The 21827-nt window shown below is 65.1% G+C and carries 19 protein-coding genes; 16 read left to right on the top strand and 3 right to left on the bottom strand.

All coding sequences use genetic code 11. The annotated features are described in order from the left end of the window. Positions 1-26 precede the first annotated feature (26 nt). From DMP03_RS06240 to DMP03_RS06255, 4 genes are read left to right on the top strand one after another with little or no spacing between them, the layout of a single operon-like run. Entirely contained in the window at positions 27-2081 is a 2055-nt protein-coding gene (locus DMP03_RS06240) for an ATPase, T2SS/T4P/T4SS family (RefSeq protein WP_152119840.1), read from the top strand. 45 nt (positions 2082-2126) lie between these two features. Continuing rightward, positions 2127-3038, top strand: coding sequence for an ABC transporter ATP-binding protein (locus DMP03_RS06245; RefSeq protein WP_152119841.1), 912 nt, complete (start codon positions 2127-2129; stop codon positions 3036-3038). Then, positions 3038-3856: an ABC transporter permease gene (locus DMP03_RS06250; RefSeq protein ID WP_152119842.1), complete on the top strand. Its 819-nt coding sequence runs from the start codon at positions 3038-3040 to the stop codon at positions 3854-3856. The genes DMP03_RS06245 and DMP03_RS06250 overlap by 1 nt, the downstream gene beginning before the upstream one ends. A 25-nt stretch (positions 3857-3881) precedes the next feature. Next, entirely contained in the window at positions 3882-4700 is an 819-nt protein-coding gene (locus tag DMP03_RS06255) for an ABC transporter permease (RefSeq protein WP_152119843.1), read from the top strand. Here DMP03_RS06255 and DMP03_RS06260 read toward each other — a convergent pair. Further along, entirely contained in the window at positions 4697-5644 is a 948-nt protein-coding gene (locus DMP03_RS06260) for an AAA family ATPase (RefSeq protein WP_152119844.1), read from the bottom strand. The genes DMP03_RS06255 and DMP03_RS06260 overlap by 4 nt on opposite strands. A 140-nt stretch (positions 5645-5784) precedes the next feature. Between DMP03_RS06260 and DMP03_RS14760 the strand changes: the two genes are divergently transcribed. Together DMP03_RS14760 and DMP03_RS06265 are read left to right on the top strand one after the other, a co-directional pair. Continuing rightward, positions 5785-5913, top strand: a complete 129-nt coding sequence (locus DMP03_RS14760; RefSeq protein WP_263969972.1) for a hypothetical protein — start codon at positions 5785-5787, stop codon at positions 5911-5913. Between the two features lie 117 nt (positions 5914-6030). Next, complete coding sequence (locus DMP03_RS06265; protein ID WP_152119845.1) at positions 6031-7020, top strand: DUF3179 domain-containing (seleno)protein; 990 nt, start codon at positions 6031-6033, stop codon at positions 7018-7020. A 115-nt stretch (positions 7021-7135) separates the two neighbouring features. Here the strand turns inward: DMP03_RS06265 and DMP03_RS06270 are convergent, their stop codons facing one another. Both DMP03_RS06270 and ahbB read right to left on the bottom strand, forming a co-directional pair. Then, positions 7136-7603 (bottom strand): hypothetical protein, encoded by a 468-nt coding sequence (locus tag DMP03_RS06270; protein ID WP_152119846.1) that lies wholly within the window; start codon positions 7601-7603, stop codon positions 7136-7138. Between the two features lie 98 nt (positions 7604-7701). Beyond that, positions 7702-8739 carry a siroheme decarboxylase subunit beta gene (gene ahbB, locus DMP03_RS06275; protein WP_394349303.1) on the bottom strand — a complete coding sequence of 346 codons (1038 nt, stop codon included), beginning with the start codon at positions 8737-8739 and terminating at the stop codon, positions 7702-7704. Positions 8740-8972: 233 nt separating this feature from the next. Between ahbB and DMP03_RS06280 the strand changes: the two genes are divergently transcribed. The 10 genes from DMP03_RS06280 to DMP03_RS06325 all read left to right on the top strand — a co-directional run bounded on the left by DMP03_RS06280 (position 8973) and on the right by DMP03_RS06325 (position 21824). After that, positions 8973-10034 (top strand): anthranilate phosphoribosyltransferase, encoded by a 1062-nt coding sequence (locus DMP03_RS06280; RefSeq protein WP_152119848.1) that lies wholly within the window; start codon positions 8973-8975, stop codon positions 10032-10034. A gap of 54 nt (positions 10035-10088) precedes the next feature. Beyond that, positions 10089-11990, top strand: a complete 1902-nt coding sequence (locus DMP03_RS06285) for an acetate--CoA ligase (protein WP_152119849.1) — start codon at positions 10089-10091, stop codon at positions 11988-11990. Positions 11991-12161: 171 nt separating this feature from the next. Further along, positions 12162-14141: a bacterio-opsin activator domain-containing protein gene (locus tag DMP03_RS06290; RefSeq protein WP_172967089.1), complete on the top strand. Its 1980-nt coding sequence runs from the start codon at positions 12162-12164 to the stop codon at positions 14139-14141. 45 nt (positions 14142-14186) lie between these two features. Then, positions 14187-16172 (top strand): acetate--CoA ligase, encoded by a 1986-nt coding sequence (acs, locus tag DMP03_RS06295; protein ID WP_152119851.1) that lies wholly within the window; start codon positions 14187-14189, stop codon positions 16170-16172. A 90-nt stretch (positions 16173-16262) separates the two neighbouring features. Beyond that, a complete protein-coding gene (locus DMP03_RS06300; protein ID WP_197739301.1) occupies positions 16263-17609 on the top strand; it encodes a substrate-binding protein in 1347 nt (448 codons plus the stop codon). Between the two features lie 55 nt (positions 17610-17664). Beyond that, positions 17665-18609 carry a branched-chain amino acid ABC transporter permease gene (locus DMP03_RS06305; RefSeq protein ID WP_152119852.1) on the top strand — a complete coding sequence of 315 codons (945 nt, stop codon included), beginning with the start codon at positions 17665-17667 and terminating at the stop codon, positions 18607-18609. Further along, positions 18606-19673 carry a branched-chain amino acid ABC transporter permease gene (locus tag DMP03_RS06310; protein ID WP_152119853.1) on the top strand — a complete coding sequence of 356 codons (1068 nt, stop codon included), beginning with the start codon at positions 18606-18608 and terminating at the stop codon, positions 19671-19673. Before DMP03_RS06305 ends, DMP03_RS06310 begins: the two co-directional genes overlap by 4 nt. Next, positions 19674-20432, top strand: coding sequence for an ABC transporter ATP-binding protein (locus tag DMP03_RS06315; RefSeq protein ID WP_152119854.1), 759 nt, complete (start codon positions 19674-19676; stop codon positions 20430-20432). After that, positions 20429-21172 (top strand): ABC transporter ATP-binding protein, encoded by a 744-nt coding sequence (locus DMP03_RS06320; protein ID WP_152119855.1) that lies wholly within the window; start codon positions 20429-20431, stop codon positions 21170-21172. The genes DMP03_RS06315 and DMP03_RS06320 overlap by 4 nt, the downstream gene beginning before the upstream one ends. Before the next feature lies 1 nt (position 21173). Continuing rightward, complete coding sequence (locus tag DMP03_RS06325) at positions 21174-21824, top strand: thioredoxin family protein (RefSeq protein WP_152119856.1); 651 nt, start codon at positions 21174-21176, stop codon at positions 21822-21824. The last annotated feature ends 3 nt before the right edge of the window (positions 21825-21827 follow it).

Here is a 21827-nt window from a genome sequence, read left to right on the forward strand (position 1 = left end):
CCACTAACTCGATACTGAACACAGCCGTGGAGATTCCACCCCCCGTCGCCCCGGACGACCCGGAAGCGTGGTACGCCCCCGACGTTCGCGCACAGTACGCGGTGTCGCCGGGCGTCGTCGCGACGATTCGCGAGCGGTCGACCGGTGCGCCGTTCTCCTATGCGGTGCGCGAGCCGTCCCTCTCGCCCGACGGGCGCGACGCGCTCGATACCGTGTCCGATTATCTCACCGACGTAGACTCCGACCCCCCGCGGACCGCGACGGGCGTTCGCGAACAGTTCGGCGCACCGCTGCCGGCGTCGTGGCGCGAGGCCCGTGACCGTGTCCACGGCGGCCCGCCCGCGTCGACCCGCCGCCTCGACTACCACCTCCGTGCGACCCACCGCGGACTCGGCGAGCTGACGCCGCTCGCGCTCGACCCTCGTATCGAGGCGGTCGACACGGGTGCGACGGTCGCCGTCCATACCGAGCGGTTTGCCCCTGCCGTGACGGCGTTCGAAGCCGACGCCGACCGCGTGGCCCGGCTGGCGAGCGAGCGGCTCGCCCGCGAGACCGTCCGGTTTTGCGGCTACGAGATACCGGTCGTTCGCTACCGCGACGACACGCTCGGCACGGACAGCTTCACCCGCAAGTACGCCGTCGACGAGCCGCCGCTTCGGGCCGGCGACCGCGACCGCATCGACCGGTGTCGCCGCCACCTGCTCGCGACGGCCGACGAGTTCGACACCACCGACCCCGACGCGGTCCGAGCGCGCGCCGCAGCCTTCTTTCGGCGCGACCTGGCGGCCGCCACGCCGGCGACGTGGCTCGCGACCGCCCGCGAGCGGACGCGCGAGCTGCTCGCCGACCACGGACTCGTCGCTCCGGCCGTCGAGTCTCCGGTCCCGCCAGACCGCCTCGACGACCTCTGTTACTACGTGCTCCGCGCGTTCGCCGGCGAGGGCCGATTGACGATACCCTTGCGCGACGAGCGACTCGAAGCCGTCGAGACCACCACCGACGGGCGAGTCACCGTCCGCCACCGCGACGACGAGGGGCAGACGCGCCGGCTCCCGACGAACATCGAGTTCGACGCCGACCGACTGCGCGAGCAGGTGCGCCGACTCGCTGCGGCCGGCGGGACCGACCTCTCGGCGCAGCGGCCGACCGCGACCGTCACCGTCCGGCCTGAGGGAACCGAAACCGTCCTCGACTGCACGCTCGGACTGGCCCGCACGACCGACGCCGGTCCACAGCTATCGGTCCGTCATAGACCGGCCGACCCGCCGACGGCTCCCGGACTCGTCGCCGAGGACAGACTCCCCGCCGAGGTGGCCGCGCTCTGCTGGCTCCTCGCCGAGCACCGTGGGCGAATTGCCATCAGCGGCGGACGTGGTGCCGGCAAGACCACCCTCCTGAACGCCCTCCTCCCGTTCGTCCCGCACGACCGCCGGCCGGTCGTCGCCGGCGACACGGCGGGCGTCGCCGTCCCGCACGAGTCGTCGCTCCGACTCGCGACCCACGCGCACGTCGACCCTGAGCGCCGGGTCACGACGGCAGACGTGGGCGAAGAGCTCGCTGCGTTGAATCCGGCAGTCACCGTCCTCGACGACGTGGACGGGCCGGCACGCGGTGACCTGCTCGCGGAGCGACTCGCCGCGGGCGGGGGCGTCATCGCGACCGTCGACGCTCGCAATCCCGACGCGCTCGCGTCCCGACTCGACGCGTGGACCGCCGACGCCGCCGCCCGTGATTTCGACATCGTCCTCGTCACTCGCCACGTCGACGGGAAACGACGGGTCACCGCGGTCGGCTACTTCGCCGGCGAGGACGACCCGTCGTGGACACAACTGTGGGCGCGCGGCGGCGAGGGCGTCTCGCTCGCCGAGGAACTGACGGCGCAACTCGCTCGCCGAACCGACCGGACGGCCGCCGACATCGAGACCGACCTCGCCCGCAAGCGCCGGTACGTCGAGTATCTCGTCGACGAGAGCATCGACGGACACGCGGCGCTGTTCGAGTTCCTCGCGGACCTTCACGAAGCCGAGGCGGCGACGATAGAGCGGGTGGGCCACCGTCGCGACGCCTACCGACAGAAGTAGTCGTGGGGAAAACATATCACTCCGACCGCTGAACGCTCAGTCAGTATGCCAGCGATACGCGCACAGGACGTGACCAAGCGGTACGGCTCGGTGACGGCCGTCGATCGTATCGATCTCACCGTCGAGGAGGGTGAGGTGTTCGGCTTCCTCGGCCACAACGGCGCGGGCAAGTCCACGACCATCAACATGCTGTTGGACTTCGCCCGCCCGACGAAGGGGACCATCGAGGTGTTCGGAAAGGACTGTCAGGCCGACAGCGTCGCCGCCCGCAAACACATGGGGGTGCTCCCGGAGGGGTACGCCGTCTACGACTCGCTGACCGGGCGCGAACACATCGAGTTCGCCATGGAGTCGAAAGGCGTCGAGGGGGAGCCGTTCGACGTGCTCGACCGCCTCGACATCACGCACGCCGCAGACCGTCCCGCCGGCGGCTACTCGAAGGGGATGGCCCAACGGCTCGTGCTCGGCATGGCCCTCGTCGGGAACCCGGACCTGCTCGTCCTCGATGAGCCGACGAGCGGCTTGGACCCCAACGGCGCGAAGGCGATGCGGGAGATTATCCGCGAGGAGAACGAGCGGGGGACGACAGTCTTCTTCTCCTCGCACGTCCTCGAACAGGTGGAGGCCGTCGCCGACCGCGTCGGCATCATGCACCACGGCACGCTCGCGGCCGTCGACACCATCGAAGGACTGCGCGAGACGGCTGGCGGTGGGACGAAGCTGCTCATCACCGTCGATACGCCCGACGAGGCGCACATCGAGACCATCGAAGCGACCGAAGGCGTCGACTCGGCGTGGCTCGACGAGGACGGTCAGTTCGTCGTCACCTGCGAGGACGACGCGAAGCTGGATGTCCTCGTCGCGCTCGACGAGCGGGGCGTCGACGTGGTGGACTTCTCGACCGAGGAGGCGTCGCTCGAAGACCTGTTCGTCGAATACACGCGGGGCACGGCCTGATGTCGTGGCGACCGATTGCCCGCCGCGAGTTCGCCGACGTAATCGAGGGTCGCTCGATGCGTATCGGCATGGCGTTCGTCGCGTTCGTGTTCGTCGCCGGCGGCTACGTCGCCGGCGGTTCGACCAGCGGCGACGTGGCGACGTACGCGAGTCAACTGTCGGGGCTCGTCCCGCTCGTCGTCACCGTGTTCGCGCTGCTGGTCGGCTACCGAGCCATCGTCGCCGACCGCGCGGCCGGCCGGCTGACACTCCTGCTCACGCTACCACACTCTCGCTGGGACGTGCTCGCCGGGAAGTTCGCGGCCCGCGGAACCGTCATCGTCGGTTCCATCCTCGCCGGCCTGCTCGTCGGGGGGTGGCTCGTCTCATACCCGTTCGGGACGGTCGACGGCGTGACGTTCCTCGTCTATCTCGGCGCGACGCTGCTGTTTGCTCTCGCCCTGTTTGCGATTTCGCTGGCGCTCTCGACGCTGACGGCCTCGCCGCGTCGGGCGACCGTCGGCGCGTTCGCCGTCATCGTCGCCGTCCTGTTCTGGCGGAACCTCCGGGGGACGTTCGCGCGCGTGCTGGACGCGCTGGGACTGGCGACGCCCGCCGGCGGACTGCCAGACTGGGCGCTGTTCGTCTACGGCGCCGAGCCGTCGCTCGTCTACGACCGCATCGTTGAGGGGTTCGTCGTCGGACGCGAGACCGGGACGTTCCTCGGTCCCGACGCGCCGTGGTATCTGGGCGGAGAGGTGGCCGTCCTGCTCCTGTTCGCGTGGTTCGTCGGCCCGCTCGTCGGTGGCTACCGTCGCTTCCGGGGGACGGACCTATGAGCCGCCGTCACAGGGGTGATCGACGGTGAGCTGGCGCGCCATCGCGCGCAACGACCTCCGGATCGCACGCCGCGCCCGCGGAGCGTGGGGGCTGGTCGTCGTCTTCCTGCTCGCGTATCTCGGGATCGCTGGCGCGTTCCTCTACGGAACGCCGGAGTTTACTCCGTACGTCGACGTGCTCGGATTCGTGTTCGCGGCGTTGGTCCCGCTGCTTGCTATCGTCTTTGGCTACGAGTCGGTCGTCGGCGAGCGCACGTCGGGGTCGGCCGCGCTCACGCTCTCGTTTCCCCACTCGCGGCTCGACCTCGCGGTCGGGAAGTTCGTCGCCAGAACCGCCGTCATCGCGGGTGCTATCGGTCTCGGGACGCTTCTCTCGGGAATCGTCACGGCGGTCGCGTTCGACGGCTTCGACCCGCTCGCACTGCTCGGACTCGGCGTCGTCTCGGCCGCCTACGCCGCGGTGTTCGTCGCGCTCGCGACGGGGTTATCGATGGGGTTGGCGACGACCCGGCGGGTCATCACCGCGGCTTTCGGTGCGTATATCGGGCTCGTCGTCTTCTGGACGCAGTTTATCGATATCGTCGCGCTCATTCTCTTCCGGCTGAACACCGCCACTATTGCCGCCAACCCGCCGACCTGGGCGGTGTTCGCCAAGTTCTTCTCGCCGAACGTGGCCGTCTCGTACCTGCTCGGTGAGGTAATCGGCGTCGGTCCCGTGCCGGCGGTCGCAGCGCAAAACGAGACGTGGTTCATCTCGCCGGTCGTCGCGGTCGCCGTCCTCGCGGCGTGGGGTCTGGTCCCCTTCGCCGTCGGCTACCAACGGTTCCGTCGGGGCGATCTCTAGACGGTCGGCACTTCCACGCGGTCTAACACGTCCGCGAGCACGTCTCGCTTGTCGATGTTCTCGACGGTCGCGTCCGGCGTCAAGATGAGTCGGTGTGCGAGCACCGGCGTCGCGACGCGTTTCACGTCGTCGGGCGTGACGAAATCTCGGTCGGCGAGCGTCGCCGCCGCCCGCGTCGCCTCGAGGAGTCGCTGGGTTCCGCGGGGCGAGACGCCCACCTCGACCCGGCGATCACTCCGGGTGGCCTGTGTCACGTCGACCATGTACGCGAGCAGATCCTCCTCGATGCGAACGGCTTCGGACGCTTCGCGTGCTCCGACCACGCGTTCGGTGTCGAGGACCGGCTCGACCGACGGCGACTGCTCTACGCGGTCGAGTCGCCGCTTCAACAGCTCGATTTCGCCGTCGGTGTCGGGGTAGCCCATCGAGGTCTTGACGCTGAAGCGGTCCAGTTGCGCTTCGGGCAGCGGGAAGTTACCAGACTGCTCGACGGGGTTCTGGGTCGCGATGAGGAAGAACGGACTCGGGAGTTCGTAGGTCGTCCCGTCGACGGTGACCTGTTCTTCCTCCATCGCCTCTAGCAGCGCGGCCTGTGTCTTCGGCGGCGCGCGGTTGATCTCGTCAGCGAGGACGACGTTCGCGAAGATGGGACCCTCGGAGAACTCGAACTCGCCGGTGCCCTCGTCGTAGATCGTCGTGCCCGTCACGTCCGAGGGGAGCAGGTCGGGCGTGAACTGGATGCGGGAAAACGAAAGTCCGAGTGCGGTCGCCATCGACCGCGCGGTCAAGGTCTTCCCGGTGCCGGGAACGTCCTCGATGAGGACGTGACCACGCGAGAGCAGTCCGAGCAGGATGTCCTCGAAGAAGGCGTCCTCGGCGATAATCGCGCCACGAAGCGTGTCGAGTACGTCCCCGCAGGCCGCACTCGTCTCGGAGATGTCCATGGTGGTGGTGACAGCCAAGCCAAGATAAATCGCCGTGGTTGTGACCGGCTACACCGCCCAGCGAGCGCCCCAGATTGGCCCCGCGTGGACAGCCAGCCGGCGACGAGCGACGACGCCGAGAGCGCTCGACTCGATATCCAGTGGAGCGACCCGGGGATGTCTTCATCTTCGCGCTGTCGCCGTTCTTCCTGTTGACGGCATTCACCGTCCGCGTGGCGACGGTGACAATCAGGACACGGGCAGCCGGGCAGTTCGTCGTTGAGGAGTAATCCTCCGAACCACGCCGGCCGTGCAATCGCGTCGTCTGCGTTCGTCGCATTGCGTCCGTTTTGCTCCGACAAGCAGGCGGACCCAGCGATTAAACACACGCCAATCGTGTGCTGCATATGGATATCCAGGATGTGCTTCCGCAAGATTCGATTCCGAGTATTGACGAGCCGTCGTTTGGCTCGTCGTACTTCGGTGACGACGACGATGACGTCATCGTCGTTGGAAGTGATCCACCGCGCGCGTATCCGGTTCGCATCCTCAGCTATCACGAAATCGTCAACGACGTACTCGATGGAAGCTTCCACTCCGGTACGTTCACATCTTCAGACGCCTCCGACGAGCAGCTCCCGATCGCGGTTACGTGGTGTCCAATCTGTGCCAGCGGCATTGTCTACGTCCGGGCGGCAGGGGGACAGGTACTGACGTTCGGTACCTCCGGAAAGCTCGCTGACGACGCACTCGTGATGTACGACCACGAGACTGAATCGGAGTGGAAACAACCGCTCGGAGAAGCCATCACTGGGCCGCTCGACGGGGAGTCACTGCCGGTCGTCCCTGCGTCCATGATGTCATGGCACCAGTTTCGCGAGGCGTATCCAGATGGCATCGTGCTACAGCCTGTGTACGGCGGCGAGCGCGACCCGCGACGTGGCTCACCCAAAACGGCGTACGACATGACGCCCTACGAGCGATATGAGTCGAAGGAGGCATTCGGCCTGCGAGCGATGCGCGGCGAAGGACCGGAACGGACGTGGGACAGAGACGACATCAGCGCGAAAACGACGGTACTGGGGATTGTTCACGACGGCGACGCAGTGGGGTACCCGCTGTCCGTGATTCAATCGGAAGGCGGCGTCGTCTCTGATTCCGTCGGTGGACGCAGCGTGCTCATCGTCAGTAGTGGTGGTGACCTTCACGCCTTCGCGCATCCGGGCGACCAGTTCGAATTCCGCGACGAGACGCTGTACGGCGACGGTGTGTCGTGGAACCTCGCGACCGGAGAAAGCAGCGACGGGCGACAGCTGACACGGCTTCCAGCCCGCCGGCTGTACGCGTTCGCGTGGCAGGATGATCACGGCCGAGAGAGTTTTTATAGACTCAACTGATCCCTCTGGAGCGCATCTCAGTTTGTGCTAGTGGCTTCTCGCCCCTCACAATCTGCATAGCGCGAATCCGACCGACGGTATGTTTTGATTTTAACCAATCGACTGGTTGGCATGTTCATCTACTCGTTGGACACACTCTCGAAGGAGGAGGCGACCCGGACTCACCGTCGATGCCGTACTGTTCTCGGCGCTCGTCGTAGAGCCGAATCACGACGCCGGTGGCTGTCTCGATGACTCCCCGGGTACCCGGTTCGCCCACATCCGGCTCGACGGGTGTGAGGTCCGTCACGGTGAACGGCATGTCACCGACGTTGAACTCCGGATGCTGCTTGAGCGACTCCGCCATCGTCGCCAACAACCCCTCGCGCGGTGAGGCGACGAGTAGCGACCGCTCGTCGTCCTCCACAATTTGTCCCCACGGGAAGATATTCGAGAATGCGAGTCCGGTCGGCTCCCCGTCGTCGTGCTCGCTCCCGTACTCCGTTCCGTCAAGCGCTCGCCAAAGCCGTCCACGGAGCTTGTGGTGGTAGTCGGTCCGATACTCGGCGTCGGCGTCGGCGTCGAGCGTAATCAGCAGTCGCATCTGTCGTCGCCGTCACCCCTGTACTGTTTCATTATCTGACACGCTGCGTTGTTCAGGTGGATGTCAGATAGTTCTTTTGGGGGTAAAACGGGGCGAATTTACTCCTCGACGAGTCGCTCGTACTGTGCGCCGGTCTGTTTGAGCGTCGCCGTCGAGTAGAGCCGCTCGTGGTTGACGGGGAGATACTCGCTCGCGAGTTCGTCGATGACCTCGTCGACGGCCGCCGAATCGCGCCCGTGGACCATCGTGAACAGATTGTACTCCCAGCCTTGCTCGGGCCGCCGCGGGCGGTGATAACAGAGGGTGACGTACGGCAGGCTGCCGACGCGCTCGCCGTACTCGTCGAGCTTGTCGTCGGGGACGTTCCAGACGACCATGCAGTTGCTGTCGAAGCCGGTGACGACGTGGTTGACGACACAGCCGATGCGCTTGATGCAGCCGTTCTCGCGCAGGCGCTCGACGCTGTCGAGCACCGACGCCACGTCCACGTCGAGGTCGGCGGCGATGTCGGCGTACGGCGTCAGCGACAGCGGAAAGCCGTCCTGAATCGCGAGCAGGAGGCGGCGGTCGAGCGCGGAGAGGTCGCCGGTGGCCTGCTCGGAGATGCGGGTCGCGCTCACCTCGGTCTCGGTCAGCGACTCGCGGGCGAAGCGGTCCTCGTTGACGACCGGAAACTCGAGGTCGATGTAGTAGTCCGTCAACATCGGGAGATTCAGGACCGCACAGCCGGTCTCGGTCTCGATGTCGGCGAGAATCTCGTTGCGGGTGTCGCGGTCGCTCGCGGTGACGACGAACCACATGTTCCACTCGTGTTCGCGCCGGTAGTTGTGGTTCACCTGCCGGTGGCTGTTGATGATGGCGGCGATTTCATCGAAGCGTTCCTCGGGGGCGCTGACGGCCGCGAGCGTGGAGGAACCGATGACGGGGGGATTCAACACCGCGCCGAAGCGGCGGAAAATCCCGTCCTCGCGGAGCCGCTGGACCCGGTCGAGTGCCTCTGACTCCTCGATACCAAGCTCGTCGGCAAGGACGCGAAACGGGCGTTCGGTGACGGGAAAGCCGCTCTGGTACTCGTCGATGAGGGCGGCGTCGGTGGCGTCGAGTCCGATACGCCAGTCGGCCTGCTGGCTCATTATCTCTCTTAGGTGGGGTAGCTATACCCCGTTTTCGGTTCCTACGCCGCCGCGACGGCCTCGACCAGCTCCTCGTAGAGCCGCAACGTGGCGTAAAAGTGCGGGGTGTCCGGGGCGAGCGGGAGGAGTTCCATACACAACCGACGCACGCATCGGGGATGAAAGGCGGGCGTCACGATAGTAGCCAGCTAGCCGGAGCCGACGGATTTTCGGCGCGCGCGCCCCCACGAACGGATATGGCAACAACGAACGCGACCGAGGAGGAGTGGCCGCTCGTCCGACTGATGACGGAGGTCGTCGGCTCGGGCCACAAGTCCGCAGACGACATGACACGCCCGCAGGCCAGCCAGGCGTTCCGCCGGATTCTCGACGGCGAACCCGACCAGACGACGCTGGGCGCGTTCTGGCTCGCCAACCGCTGGAAGCGCAACACGCCCGAGGAGCTGGGCGCGTTCGTCGACGAGATGGCCGCCGACACCCATACCGCCGCGCCCGACTGTGACCCGGTCGACTGCGGCGCGAACTACGACGGCAAGGGCCGCACCGCGATTCTCGGTGTCGCCGCGGGACTCGTCGCCGCCGCGGCCGGCACGCCCGTCGTCGTCCACTCGGGCGACCGCGTGCCGACACAGAAGCAGGACGCCTACAAACACGTCCTCGATGAACTCGGCGTCGAGACCGACCTCGCGCCTGAAGATTCGGCGGCGATGACCGACGAGGTCGGCTTCGGCTTCTACTACCAGCCCAACTTCGCGCCGGCAATCGACGCGCTCTCGGACCGCCGCGCCGCGATGGGTGTCCGCACCTTCGTCAACACCATCGAGACGCTGGCGAACCCCGCCGAAGCGTCGACGCATCTCGGCTCCTTCTATCATCTCCCCTACGCCGTCCGCATCATCGAGACGTTCCAAGAGGCCCGCTCTTCGGACGTAGAACGCGTCCTGATGTTCCAGGGGATGGAGGGGTACGACGACATTCGGCCGGGGTCGACGACCGTCGCCGAGTGGTCCGGCGGCGACGTGGACGATTTCACCATCGAGACGCCCGACTACGGGATGGACTTCGAGTCGGAGACCCTCGGCGTCGAGGAGGTGGCCGGCGAGTCGGCCGCCATCACGGAGGCTGTACTCGCCGGCGAGCGGGAAGACGCCTTCGCCGACGCGGTCGCGCTCAACGCCGCGCTCCGCATCTACGCGGGCGAAGACGCCGACTCCATCGAGGACGGACTCGACCAAGCGCGCGAGGCAATCGACTCCGGCGCTGCCGCCGACCGACTCGACGCGCTGCGCGAGTTCTGAGCCAGATTTGACCGAACGCTTATAGATGCCTCTCCCGAGTCTCCCGATAGCTGAATGAGTGGTGAACACACACCCGGTCGCCGAGATACGGTTTCGCCTCCAGCGTCGTTCGTAGAGCAGGCGAACGTCAGTCCCTCCAACTCGGTGGTTGATGCGGAATCACACGCCGTCTGGGAGCGTGCCGCCGAGCTACTGACGTGGGAGACACCCCCCGACCAGCCGTTGCCCGATGACGACACCGTCGAGTGGTACGCCGACGGAACGCTCAACGCGGCTGCCAACTGCCTTGACCGGCATCTGGAGACGCGCAAAAACCGGGTTGCTATCCGCTGGGAGGGAGCTGACGGCGACACCCGGCTCTACACGTATCTCGACTTACACCGCGAGGTGAACGAAGCCGCCGCCGCACTCCGTGAGCTTGGCGTTGAGACCGGTGACGTGGTCACCTGCTATCTTCCCGTGATTCCCGAACTGGTCGTCACCATGCTGGCGTGTGCCCGCATCGGCGCGCTCCACAACGTCGTCTTCGCGGGCTTTTCCGCCGATGAACTCGCGACGCGACTTGACCGCACCGAATCCGGCTATCTTGTCACCTGTGACGGCTACTACCGACGCGGAAGCGCGGTGAACCAGCTCACGACCGCCGACACCGCCCGGATGTCGGTCGACCACGACGTGGAGCCGGTCGTCGTCGGGCGACTCGACGATGACGCCGTCTATCTCGGCGAGGAACACCGCCGCTACGAGACGCTGTTGGACGCCCACCGCAACGAGACGGTCGAGCCGGTGTCACGGGCTGCGACCGACCCGCTGTTCGTCATCTACACCTCCGGCACGACGGGCGAGCCGTCCCGCGTCACCCACACGACGGGTGGCTATCTCGCCCACGTCGCGTGGACCGGCCACAGCGTCCTCGATATCAAGCCGGACGACACCCACTGGTGTGCCGCCGACGTGGCGTGGATTACCGGCCACTCCTACATGGTGTATGCGCCCCTCGCGCTCGGGGCGACGACGCTGCTGTATGAGGGTGCCCCCGACCAGCCGGAGAAAGACCGGATGTGGCAGTTGGTCGAGCGCCACCGCGTCGACACCTTCTACACCGCCTCGACGGCCGTGCGCGCCTTCATGAAGTGGGGGGAGACACACCCCGAATCACACAATCTCTCGTCGCTTCGTCTGCTCGGGATGGTCGGTGAGCCAATCGACCCGCGCACGTGGAACTGGCATCGCAACCATGTCGGCGGCGGCGATACGCCGGTCGTTGACACATGGTGGCAGACGGAGACGGGGGGCATCCTCGTCTCGACGCTCCCCGGCGTTGACGACATGAAGCCGGGAAGTGCCGGCCCTGCGCTTCCTGGCGTCGATATCGCCGTCATCGACGAGGAGGGTGAACCGGTCGCTCCCGGCGAATCTGGTTATCTCGCGGTCACGTCACCGTGGCCCGGAATGTCACAGTCGCTTGCGGCCGAGGCCAGCGGCGCGAACGCCGACGACTGGTACTACGTCACCAGCGACCGCGCCGTCATCGACGAGGACGGCTACGTCACCTTCCTCGGGCGTGAGGATGATACCGTCACCGTCGGCAACACCGCTTTCGGCCCGGCAACGCTCGAAAGTGCCATCATCGATGTAAATGGGGTCGCAGAGGCAGCCGTCGTCGAGGCGAACGAGCGGGGTGGGACGGCACTCGCGTACGTCTGTACCAAACACGGCAAAAGCGGTGACGAACAGCTCCGTGACCGCATCGAACACCACGTTAGCGAACGGCTCGGCCCGACTGCCCGCTTCGGTGCGATCGTCTTCATCCCCGAACTCCCGAAGACGCACTCGGGGAAGATTATGCGTCGACTACTGGGTGCAATCGCCGACGGCGACAGCTATGGTGACACCTCCGCGCTCCGCAACCCCGAGACGGTCGGCGAAATCGAGACGGTAACGCGCGACGAGTAGCCGTTTCGCCAGCGCGCATCAACTCGAAACATCTGCGGATGCTCACCGCCAATCGACACACACTCAGCGCGGTTTCGGCACGACGTTCCGGTTTTCACCACGATGTTGGTGCGCGAGCGGTTCGGTATCTTGCCCGAGTGCTTATTTCGCCACGCGAAGAGAATTCGAAAGATGCCCGCGAACGGTGACCGCACACGGCTTGCCGACGAGCAGTACGAGCGGCTCCGAGACGGGGCGACAACCCATCGGACGCGGCTGCTCGTCCGGCTCTGTGGTGAGGTCGGGCTCCGGCCGACCGAAATCGTCCAGCTTCGGCCTCCCTTGATTCGTGTCACCCCACATGACGGGACGCCACACCACTTTCTCGTCGTTCCCGAAGAGGACGGCACGCGAGATGCGTATCTCCCCACCTCGGTGAAACGTGAACTCGACCGCTACATCGAGAGCAACGGGATTCGTGAGGATGAACCGATATTCGACCTCTCGGCCCGGCGCGTCCAGATGCTCGTCGGCGACGCGGCGACGGCGGCCGAACTCGACGACGTCTCGACGGCAGACGTTCGCCGCTACTGTGCTCAGTCACAACTCCGCCGGGGTGTCCCGCCGGCCGCCGTGATGGTCTCGGGCGGCTGGACACGGCTTGATGGAGTGGCAGACGACCCCGCGCGGCTGGACCGCTCGGCCATCGCGGCGGCGTTCGACCGCGCCGACACCACGCCTGAACGGGTGTTCGCTGAGGTTGACGTCCCCGCACTCGTGCTTGATGCAAGCGGACACGTGACCCGCGCGAACGAGCAGTTCGAGACGACGACCGGCCACGACATGACGACGCTTGCCGGGCGTGAACTCCGTTCGCTGTTCACCCCGACCGACGGCGACTCCTTCAGTCGCGCGTGGGAGACGGCACTCGATGGGGGCCGATGGCGCGGCTCGGTCGTCTGTACCCTTCCCGATGGAGACACTCTCGACGGAACGCTCTCACTCTCCCCGCTGGGTGCAGGACACGATGGTTTCGTCGTGACACTCAAATCCGAAACAGCGACGAACGCGACGCACTCCCCACGACTCGACGACGCCCAGCGGCGAACGCTCGCTGCCGGCTCCGTACTCGCTGACACCGGCACCCGACAGGGGGTGTTCACCCGTGTCTGTGAGCGGCTCGTCGCCGGTGACCTCTATGCGGGCGTGGCCGCGTTCGATACCCCTGTTACGGCGTCAGCTTCCCCGGTGGCGACTGCCGGTGACGTGCCTGACGGTGTGGCCCCACTCGCCGTGACGGCTATCGAGGCTGGTGAACTGACTGTCGACGAGCAACAGGTCGCGATTCCGCTCACGACCGGCGACACCGACCACGGCTGTCTCGTCGTCGTCGCAACCGACACCGTCGGTGGTGGCGAGCAACGGGCGCTCCGCGGGCTGGGTGGCCGGATTGCCGAGACGCTCGCCGCCATTGAGTGGAAACAGCTCCTGCTTGCTGACGCGGTCGTGGAGCTGGAGCTACGCGGTGACAACACCGACTCGCTGTTCGGCGAGCTGTCGGCACAGCTCGGCTGTACGCTCACGGTCGAGGGGTTGGTTCCGCTCAACGACGGCTCGCTGCTCTATTACGTCACGGTTTCGGGTGTCTCCGCCGAGCGTGCACTCGAAGCGTTCGGAGCGGTCGGCACGTCTACCCGGCTCGTCGCCGCCGCGAGCGACGGCTCGCTGCTCGAACTCACGGCGACGGGCGGCTCACTCCCCAGTGAGATTATTGACCGCGGCGCGAGTCTCACGTCACTCACCGCAGACGACGGCGTCATCACGCTCTCGTGTGAGTTGGCTCCGACCGCAGACGTGCGTGAGTTCATCGACGGGCTGAAAGCCGCCTATCCGGGCGTTGGTCTGCTGGCGAAACGCGAAATCGAGCGGTCGGTGCGGACGGCGACGGAGTTCCAACAGGCACTCGAAACCGCACTTACCGACCGGCAACAGTCCGTGCTACAGGTCGCATACCACGCCGGCTACTTCGACTGGCCACGCGGCTCCACCGCCGAGGAGTTGGCCGACTCCGTCGGCGTCTCCTCTCCTACCCTGCACAACCATCTCCGGCGCGCCCAACGGAAACTGCTTGCCGCCTTTTTCGACGGGGAAAGCGACACCGAATTGGCATAGTTAGGCGACGGGATTAATACCCATCTGTCGGGTGGATAAGCTACCATGTCTGATGAGGACACAGCGGATATCCAACTGGAATCGAGGCTCCGTGAACAGGAGTACTTTCGGCCACCACCGGAGTTCGTCGGGCAGGCCAACGCGACCGACCGCGACATCTACGACGAGGTCGGCGAGTTCCCCGAGGGGTTCGACCGCTACGCCGAACTACTCGACTGGGATGAACGCTGGGACCAGACGTTCGACGGCTCGAATCCCCCCTTCTTCGAGTGGTTCGTCGGCGGGAAGCTGAACGCCGCCCACAACTGCGTCGACCGCCATCTCGACGAGCGAAAGAACCAGACCGCCATCCTCTGGGAGGGATCCGACGGCGAGCAGGTGAATCTCACCTATCAGGACCTCTACCGCCGGGTGAACGAGACGGCTGCCGCCCTCCGGGCACAAGGGGTCGAGGAGGACGACGTGGTGACCATCCATCTGCCGATGGTGCCCGCACTCCCGATTACGATGCTGGCGTGTGCCCGCATCGGTGCACCCCATTCGGTCGTGTTCGCGGGCTTCTCCGCGCAGGCGCTCGCCGAGCGCACCGACTCCGCCGACTCTGATTTCATCGTCACCATCGACGGCTACTACCGCCGCGGTGAGTTCTTAGACCACATCGAGAAGACGGACGAGGCACTCGAACAGACCGAGCGCGACCCCGACGTGTTGGCGTGGCTGCGCCACGACGAACCACAGGCCGACGTATCGGACGACTACGTCCGGATGGCCGACCTGCTCGACGAGCACGCCGGTGCGCGTGTCGACCCCGTCTCTCGTGACGCGGAGGACCCGCTCTTCTTGATGTACACTTCGGGAACGACCGGAAAACCGAAAGGGTGTCAACACCGCACCGGCGGCTATCTCTCCTACGTCACCGCGACGGCAAAAAATGTCCTCGACATCGAGCCGGGTGACACCTACTGGTGTGCGGCCGACATCGGCTGGATTACCGGCCACTCCTACATCGTCTACGGCCCGCTCGCGCTCGGGACGACCAGCGTGATGTACGAGGATACGCCGGATTATCCGCACAAGGGCCGCATCTGGGAGATCGCCGAGAAGTACGACGTGGATATCTTCCACACCTCGCCGACGGCGGTCCGGATGTTCATGAAGTGGGGCGAAGAGTACCCCGAGAAGTACGATTTCGACTTCCGGCACATGACGACGGTCGGCGAGCCGATTCAGCCGGAGGCGTGGCTTTGGTACTACAAACACATCGGCGACGAGGATGCCGTCATCGTGGATACGTGGTGGCAGACCGAGACCGGCGGTCACCTGCTCACGAACCTGCCGGCGTTAGACGATATGAAACCCGGCTCTGCGGGGCGTGCCTGTCCGGGTATTGAGGCGGCACTCGTCGGTGATGACGGCAAAACACTGCCCGAGGCGTCGGGACAGGCCGGCAATCTCATCATCGAGCGGCCGTGGCCCTCGATGCTCCAGACCGTCTACGGCAACGACGAGCGGTTCATCGACACCTACTGGGCGGAGTACTCCGACACCGATTCCGACGACTGGCGCGACTGGAACTACAAGGCGGGCGACGGGGCAGTCCAAGCCCAAGACGGCTACTGGCGCGTGCTCGGCCGACTTGACGACGTGATGAACGTCGCCGGCCACCGGCTCGGGACGATGGAACTGGAATCTGCCGTCGCAGAGGTTGAGAAGGTCGCAGAGGCCGCTGTCGCCGCCCGCGAAGACACGGAAAAGGGTGAGGTGCCGGACGTGTACGCCGTCCTGCGTGAGGGTATCGAGGAGAGCGATACCGTACGCGAGGAAATCGTCCGCGCCGTCGAGGACGAGATTGGAAAGTTCGCCCGCCCGGCGAACGTCATCTTCGTCGACGACCTGCCGAAGACGCGGTCGGGCAAGATTATGCGCCGTATCTTGGAGAACATCTCCAACGAGGAGGAGTTGGGCAACACGACGACGCTGCGTGACCCCTCCGTCCCCGAGCAGATTCGCGACGAACTGGCCGAGAAGTAACGCTCACGGGGTTTCGTCTCAGGTCGGGTGTTCCTTCCGCCGTGTGGATATTTATCATATTTTTACTCTATACTTATACCATAGTGTACAATGGGTGTCTCTATCGTGATGAACGATACCAACCACACTCGACGAACCGTGATGAAGGCGGCCGGCGCGGCCGGTATCGCTGGCCTTGCGGGGTGTAGCTCACTCACCAGCTCCAGCGGCGAATCGATCGGTAACTACCCAATCGAGGGAGACACGGCGACGTTCGGCTTCAACATCCCGCGCTCGGGACCGTACGCCTCCGAGGGTGAGGATGAACTGCGAGCCTACGAGCTGGCGGTCAAACATCTGAACAACGGTGGCGGCTGGGTCGATTCACAGTTCGACGGCCTCTCCGGTGACGGTGTCGCGGACAAAACCATCGACTACGAGGTGATGGACACCGGGACGGACAAGACCCGGGCCCGCGAGAACGCCAAACAGCTCATCGAGCGGGAAAACGCCATCATGGTCACCGGCGGCTCCTCCTCGTCGGTCGCCATCAACGTCCAAGCGGAGTGTCAGGCACAGAACGTCATCTTCATGGCCTGTCTCACGCACTCGAACGCGACGACCGGCGCGGACTGTGCCCGCTACGGCTTCCGCGAGATGTTCAACGCCTACCACACGGCAGAGGCACTTGCCCCCGTGTTACAGGAAGAGTACGGCAGTGACAACACGTTCTATCAGCTGTACGCCGACTACACGTGGGGTGAGTCGGTCCAAGCGTCGATGCGGCGCACCCTCACCGAGACGGCCGGCTGGACGGAAGCAGACTCCGTCGCCACCCCACTCGGTGAGGACGACTACTCCTCGTTCCTCTCGGAGGCGGCAAACTCCGGGGCGGACGTGCTGTTGCTCGACCACTACGGACTCGACGGGGCAACCTCCGTCCAGCAGGCGGTCGATGCCGGTCTCAACGAGGAGATGGAAATCGTGTTGCCACTGTACAACCGTCCGATGGCAAGCGCGGCCGGTGACGCCATCTCAGGTGTGTTCGGGACCGTCGCGTGGGACTCTGCCATCGACAACACGCCGTCGAACGAGTTCACACAGACGTTCGAATCAGAGTACGACCGCACGCCGTCAGGGGTCGCACAGCTCGCGTACGCCCAGACGCTCAACTACGCCGCTGCCGTCGAGCGCGCTGGCTCGTTCAATCCTATCGACGTCATCGGTGAACTCGAAGACTACGACTACAACAACATCGGCATGGGTGAGGAGACGATGCGCGGCTGTGACCACCAAGCACAGCGTGCCGTCCCGGTTGTTCGGGGACTCCCCGCCGACGAGATATCCACCGGCAACTACTTCGATATCGTGAATCTGACCGACCGGTCACAGGTGAGCTACGGCTGTGACTCCGGCCCGGCCGCCGAATGTACGCTGGGACCTGCAGAGCCACAGTGAGCCGTCCGTCTTTCCATGTCGCCATGAGTGACACAACGTTCACGGGGGCCCGACGGTGAGTCTCCTCATCGAAGTGGTTTCGCTCCTGCTTGATGGACTACAACAGGGTGCGATTTACGTCCTGTTGGCCGTCGGTCTCTCGATTATCCTCGGGACCGTCGAGTTCGTCAACTTCGCACATGGCGCGTTGTATCTCGTCGGCGCGTTCTTCGGGCTGTACGTCGCACAGGGGTTCGAACCCGGCGGCTATCTCGCCGAGTGGGGGTTCACGAGTATCGGGCTGGACGCCGGCTTCCTCGCCGGCCTGTTCGCGAGCGCGCTGCTCGTGTTCGTGCTCGGGTTGCTGTTCGAGCGGTTCGTCGCACGCGCCTTCTATGACCGCCCCGACACGGACCAGATTCTCGTCACGTTCGGACTCGCCATCATCCTTCAGGAGCTACTCGGACTGTTGGTCGGTCGCGGAAGTCACCGATTCGACCCGCCGGTGTGGGCCGCCGACCCGGTTCCTATCGCGGGTATCTCACTCCCACAGTGGCGACTCTGGATTATCGTCATCACGGCGGTGCTCGTCGGTGCGGTGTACGTACTGGTCGAGTACACCGACTTCGGACTCGTCGTGAAGGCCGGCACCGTCGACCCCGAGATGGTTCGACTGCTCGGTATCAAGATTACGCGGCCGTATCTGCTCATCTTCGGTATCGGGTCGGCACTCGCCGGGGTAGCCGGTGTCGTTGGTGGGCCAATCGCGGCCATCAACTACACCAGCGGAACCGACATTCTCGTGCCCGCCTTCGTCACCGTCGTTATCGGCGGCGTCGGGTCGATACGCGGCGCGGTCGCCGGCGGGGTGTTGCTCGGTCTCACACAGGCGACCCTCGTGCGCGTCTCCATCGCCGGGCTTGATTTCACCGCCTGGTCACAGGTCGGTATCTACGTGATTGCTGCGTTGGTCCTGCTTTACCGGCCACAGGGGCTCCTCGGTGAGGAGGTGAGTTCATGAGTCCGCGCGTTCCGCGCGATGAGTTGCGCGTGCTCGGACTCACGGCACTCGCCGTGCTCGCGTTCCCGTATCTGTTCGCGGAAGCCCCGGTCGTGAGTGATGTTCTCAACGGTTACGCCGGGTTAGCAACCCCGATACTCATCTGGGGTATCTTCGTGATGGGATATGACCTTCTACACGGCTACACCGGTCTTCTGTCCTTCGGGCACGCCGCCTTCTGGGGTGCCGGCGGGATGACTGTCGGCGCGTTGATTCACCACGCCGAGTTCTCCTTCCCGCTCGTCGCGGTCGCGTTGGCCGTCATCGTCGGCATCCTGCTTGCGGCACTCATCGGCTATCTCTCCCTTCGCCGGGGTGGCATCTACTTCGCTATCCTCACGCTGGCGTTCGGCCAGATGATCTACTACACGATGCTCGGCCCGGCCGGCCAACTCACCAACGGTGAGGACGGACTCATCCTTGATGCGAGTTCGCTGTTCGGCGTGATTCCCCTCGATGCTGGACTGCCGGTGTTGACGCCGCTCGGTATCATTCCGTCGTGGCTCTACGCCGTCACCGGTGTCCTCACGCTCGTCTCCGTGGCTGTTGCCTACCGCATTCTACAGTCGCCGTACGGACTGGTGTTCAAGGCCATCAGGGAGAACGAACAGCGTGCGTCGTTCGTCGGACTCAACGTCTGGCGGTACAAGCTTGCGGCGTTCGTGGCCTCCGGAGCCTTCGCCGGCCTTGCGGGTGGTCTACACGCACTGCAGGCGGGCAACGCCTCGGCCTCGCCGTTCTACTGGATTGTCTCCGGTGACGTGGTCATCATGTCCATCCTCGGCGGGGTCGGAACGCTGTTTGGTGGCTTCATCGGCGCAGGTATCTACCTCTACATGGACAACGTCGCTAGCTCGATTGGACTCATCGGTGACCGGTGGCATCTCCTGCTCGGCGTCCTGTTCGTCGTCATCGTCTGGCTGTTCCCCGACGGCGTCTGGGGCGGTCTCAGACGGCTCCGGTCGATGGTCGGGAGTGACGATACAACTCACACACAGACAACAGATGACGGAGGAAACGACTGAATGCCACTACTCGAAACAGAGAATCTAGTCAAGCGGTTCGGTGGCGTGACGGCGACAGATGACGTCTCCGTCTCCATCGAGAGCAACGAACGCGTCAGTCTCATCGGCCCGAACGGAGCCGGCAAATCGACGCTCATCAACCTCATCACGCGCCGTCTCGACCCGACGGAGGGGGAGATTCGGTTCAACGGTGAGTCCATCCTCGGACTCAAACCTCACGACGTGGTCCAGCGGGGCGTCTCGAAATCGTTCCAGACCGCCTCAATCTTCCCCCAACTGCCGGTCATCGACAACGCCCGCATCGCAGCACTGGGCGCAGAACACGGCGCGTTTCGGCTGAATCTGCTCTCGCGACTCGACTCCTACGACGAGGTCGATGCCGTTGCGCGGGAGACGCTCCAAGACGTTGGGCTGTGGGCCGAACGCGAAACAGCGGCGGCTGACCTCCCGTACGGTGACAAACGCCGGCTCGAACTCGGTATCGCCCTCGCGGCTGAACCGGACCTGCTTCTCATGGATGAGCCGACTGCGGGGATGTCCCCCGAGGAAACCGCCGCGACGGTCGAACTCATCGAGAACGTGAAAGCCGAACGCGACCTCACCTTCCTGCTCGTCGAACACGACATGGAGATTGTGATGAACATCTCAGACCGGATTATCGTACTTGACCGCGGCAGCGTCATCGCACAGGGAACGCCCGAGGAAATACGCGAGAGCGAGCGCGTTCAGGATGCTTATCTCGGAGGTGCAGACCGATGAGCATGCTCTCAGTCGACGGTATCGACGCCTACTACGATGAGAGCCACATCCTCCGTGAACTCTCGATGGAAGTCGAAGAGGGTGAAATCTGCGCGCTGTTGGGTCGCAACGGAGCCGGCAAGACGACGACGCTCCGGTGTATCGCGGGGGCGACCCCGCCACAGGTGCGTCGTGGCTCGATTCGGTTCCGCGGCGAGGATATCACCGGCCAACCGGCTGAGGATGTCGCTCCACAAGGAATCTCACTCGTTCCCGAAGAGCGGCGTGTCTTCCCGAACCTCACCGTCGAGGAGAACCTCCATCTGCCGGAGGTGGCGCGCAACGTCTCCAACCGGTTCGGTCGCTCCGTCGCAACCACGGAGAGTGGCATGTCTCTCGATGACGTGTACGATGATTTCCCACGACTGGACGAGCGGCGCAATCAGACGGCCGGGACGCTGTCTGGCGGTGAACAGCAGATGCTCGCCATCGGGCGCGCGCTCCGGCAGCCAACACAGATGCTTCTGCTCGATGAGCCGTACGAGGGGCTTGCCCCCCAGATTATCGAGACTGTTGAGCGAGCCATCGAGCGAATCCGCGACTCCGGGCGCACGATTCTGCTGGTCGAGCAGAACGCCGTCGCCGCCACGGAGATTGCAGATAGTGCCTACGTCATCGACGCGGGTGAGGTCGTCTTCGACGGGACGGCCGACGAACTCGCGGCCGACGAGGAGACACGACAGCGGTATCTGGGGGTCTGAGATGGCCGACGACAGCGCACTGTTTACACGGCTCACCGATGCGGCCGTCCTCGTCGAACGGGACGACCGGGTCGAACTCACCGACGAGTTCGCCTCCACGCTCGGTATCGTCCGTGCCACGTACGGCGACTGCCCGACCGACAAGTTTCACGCGGCGGTCGCGGAGACGTTCGACCTCTCGACCAAGGCGGCCGCCGAACAGATTGATACCCACGACGTGACCCGCGAGGAGTTTTGCATCCTGAAGGCGGTCCAGCGGTTTCTCGACGGAGCCACGTCTGAGACGCTCCTTGTAAGCGTCGGCATGGTGGCTGCGGCCCGCGATTCACCGGTTCCGGGGTCGTTGCCGCTGTTGTCGAAGTCGCCCGACGATGTGCTTGCCGACCGCGATGCGGTTGTGTTTGTCTTCGCGCGCGACTGCCGACCCTGCACACGGCTGAAGGCAGAGTTCGAAACGGTGACAGACGCGATTCCCGACGCGGTGGCGACGTTCGGTGTCGACGGCGGGAACGCGCCGACCATCCGTGACCGCTACGACGTGACCGTCGCCCCGACGGCGCTGTTTCTCGTCGACGGTGAACTGGCGACACGCGTTGAAGGGGATGAATCGCCGGCGGCGTTCGAGGCGGCCGCGACGTCGGCATACCAGTGACTG

The sequence above is a fragment of the Halosegnis rubeus genome (assembly GCF_009184545.1).
Classification (GTDB): domain Archaea; phylum Halobacteriota; class Halobacteria; order Halobacteriales; family Haloarculaceae; genus Halosegnis; species Halosegnis rubeus.

Coding starts and splice junctions, on each gene's coding strand:
- DMP03_RS06245 (WP_152119841.1), top strand. CDS start 2,127: ATGCCAGCGATACGCGCACAGGACGTGACCAAGCGGTACGGCTCGGTG.
- DMP03_RS06250 (WP_152119842.1), top strand. CDS start 3,038: ATGTCGTGGCGACCGATTGCCCGCCGCGAGTTCGCCGACGTAATCGAG.
- DMP03_RS06260 (WP_152119844.1), bottom strand. CDS start 5,644: ATGGACATCTCCGAGACGAGTGCGGCCTGCGGGGACGTACTCGACACG.
- DMP03_RS06265 (WP_152119845.1), top strand. CDS start 6,031: ATGGATATCCAGGATGTGCTTCCGCAAGATTCGATTCCGAGTATTGAC.
- DMP03_RS06270 (WP_152119846.1), bottom strand. CDS start 7,603: ATGCGACTGCTGATTACGCTCGACGCCGACGCCGACGCCGAGTATCGG.
- DMP03_RS06280 (WP_152119848.1), top strand. CDS start 8,973: ATGGCAACAACGAACGCGACCGAGGAGGAGTGGCCGCTCGTCCGACTG.
- DMP03_RS06285 (WP_152119849.1), top strand. CDS start 10,089: ATGAGTGGTGAACACACACCCGGTCGCCGAGATACGGTTTCGCCTCCA.
- DMP03_RS06290 (WP_172967089.1), top strand. CDS start 12,162: ATGCCCGCGAACGGTGACCGCACACGGCTTGCCGACGAGCAGTACGAG.
- acs (WP_152119851.1), top strand. CDS start 14,187: ATGTCTGATGAGGACACAGCGGATATCCAACTGGAATCGAGGCTCCGT.
- DMP03_RS06300 (WP_197739301.1), top strand. CDS start 16,263: ATGGGTGTCTCTATCGTGATGAACGATACCAACCACACTCGACGAACC.
- DMP03_RS06310 (WP_152119853.1), top strand. CDS start 18,606: ATGAGTCCGCGCGTTCCGCGCGATGAGTTGCGCGTGCTCGGACTCACG.
- DMP03_RS06315 (WP_152119854.1), top strand. CDS start 19,674: ATGCCACTACTCGAAACAGAGAATCTAGTCAAGCGGTTCGGTGGCGTG.
- DMP03_RS06320 (WP_152119855.1), top strand. CDS start 20,429: ATGAGCATGCTCTCAGTCGACGGTATCGACGCCTACTACGATGAGAGC.
- DMP03_RS06325 (WP_152119856.1), top strand. CDS start 21,174: ATGGCCGACGACAGCGCACTGTTTACACGGCTCACCGATGCGGCCGTC.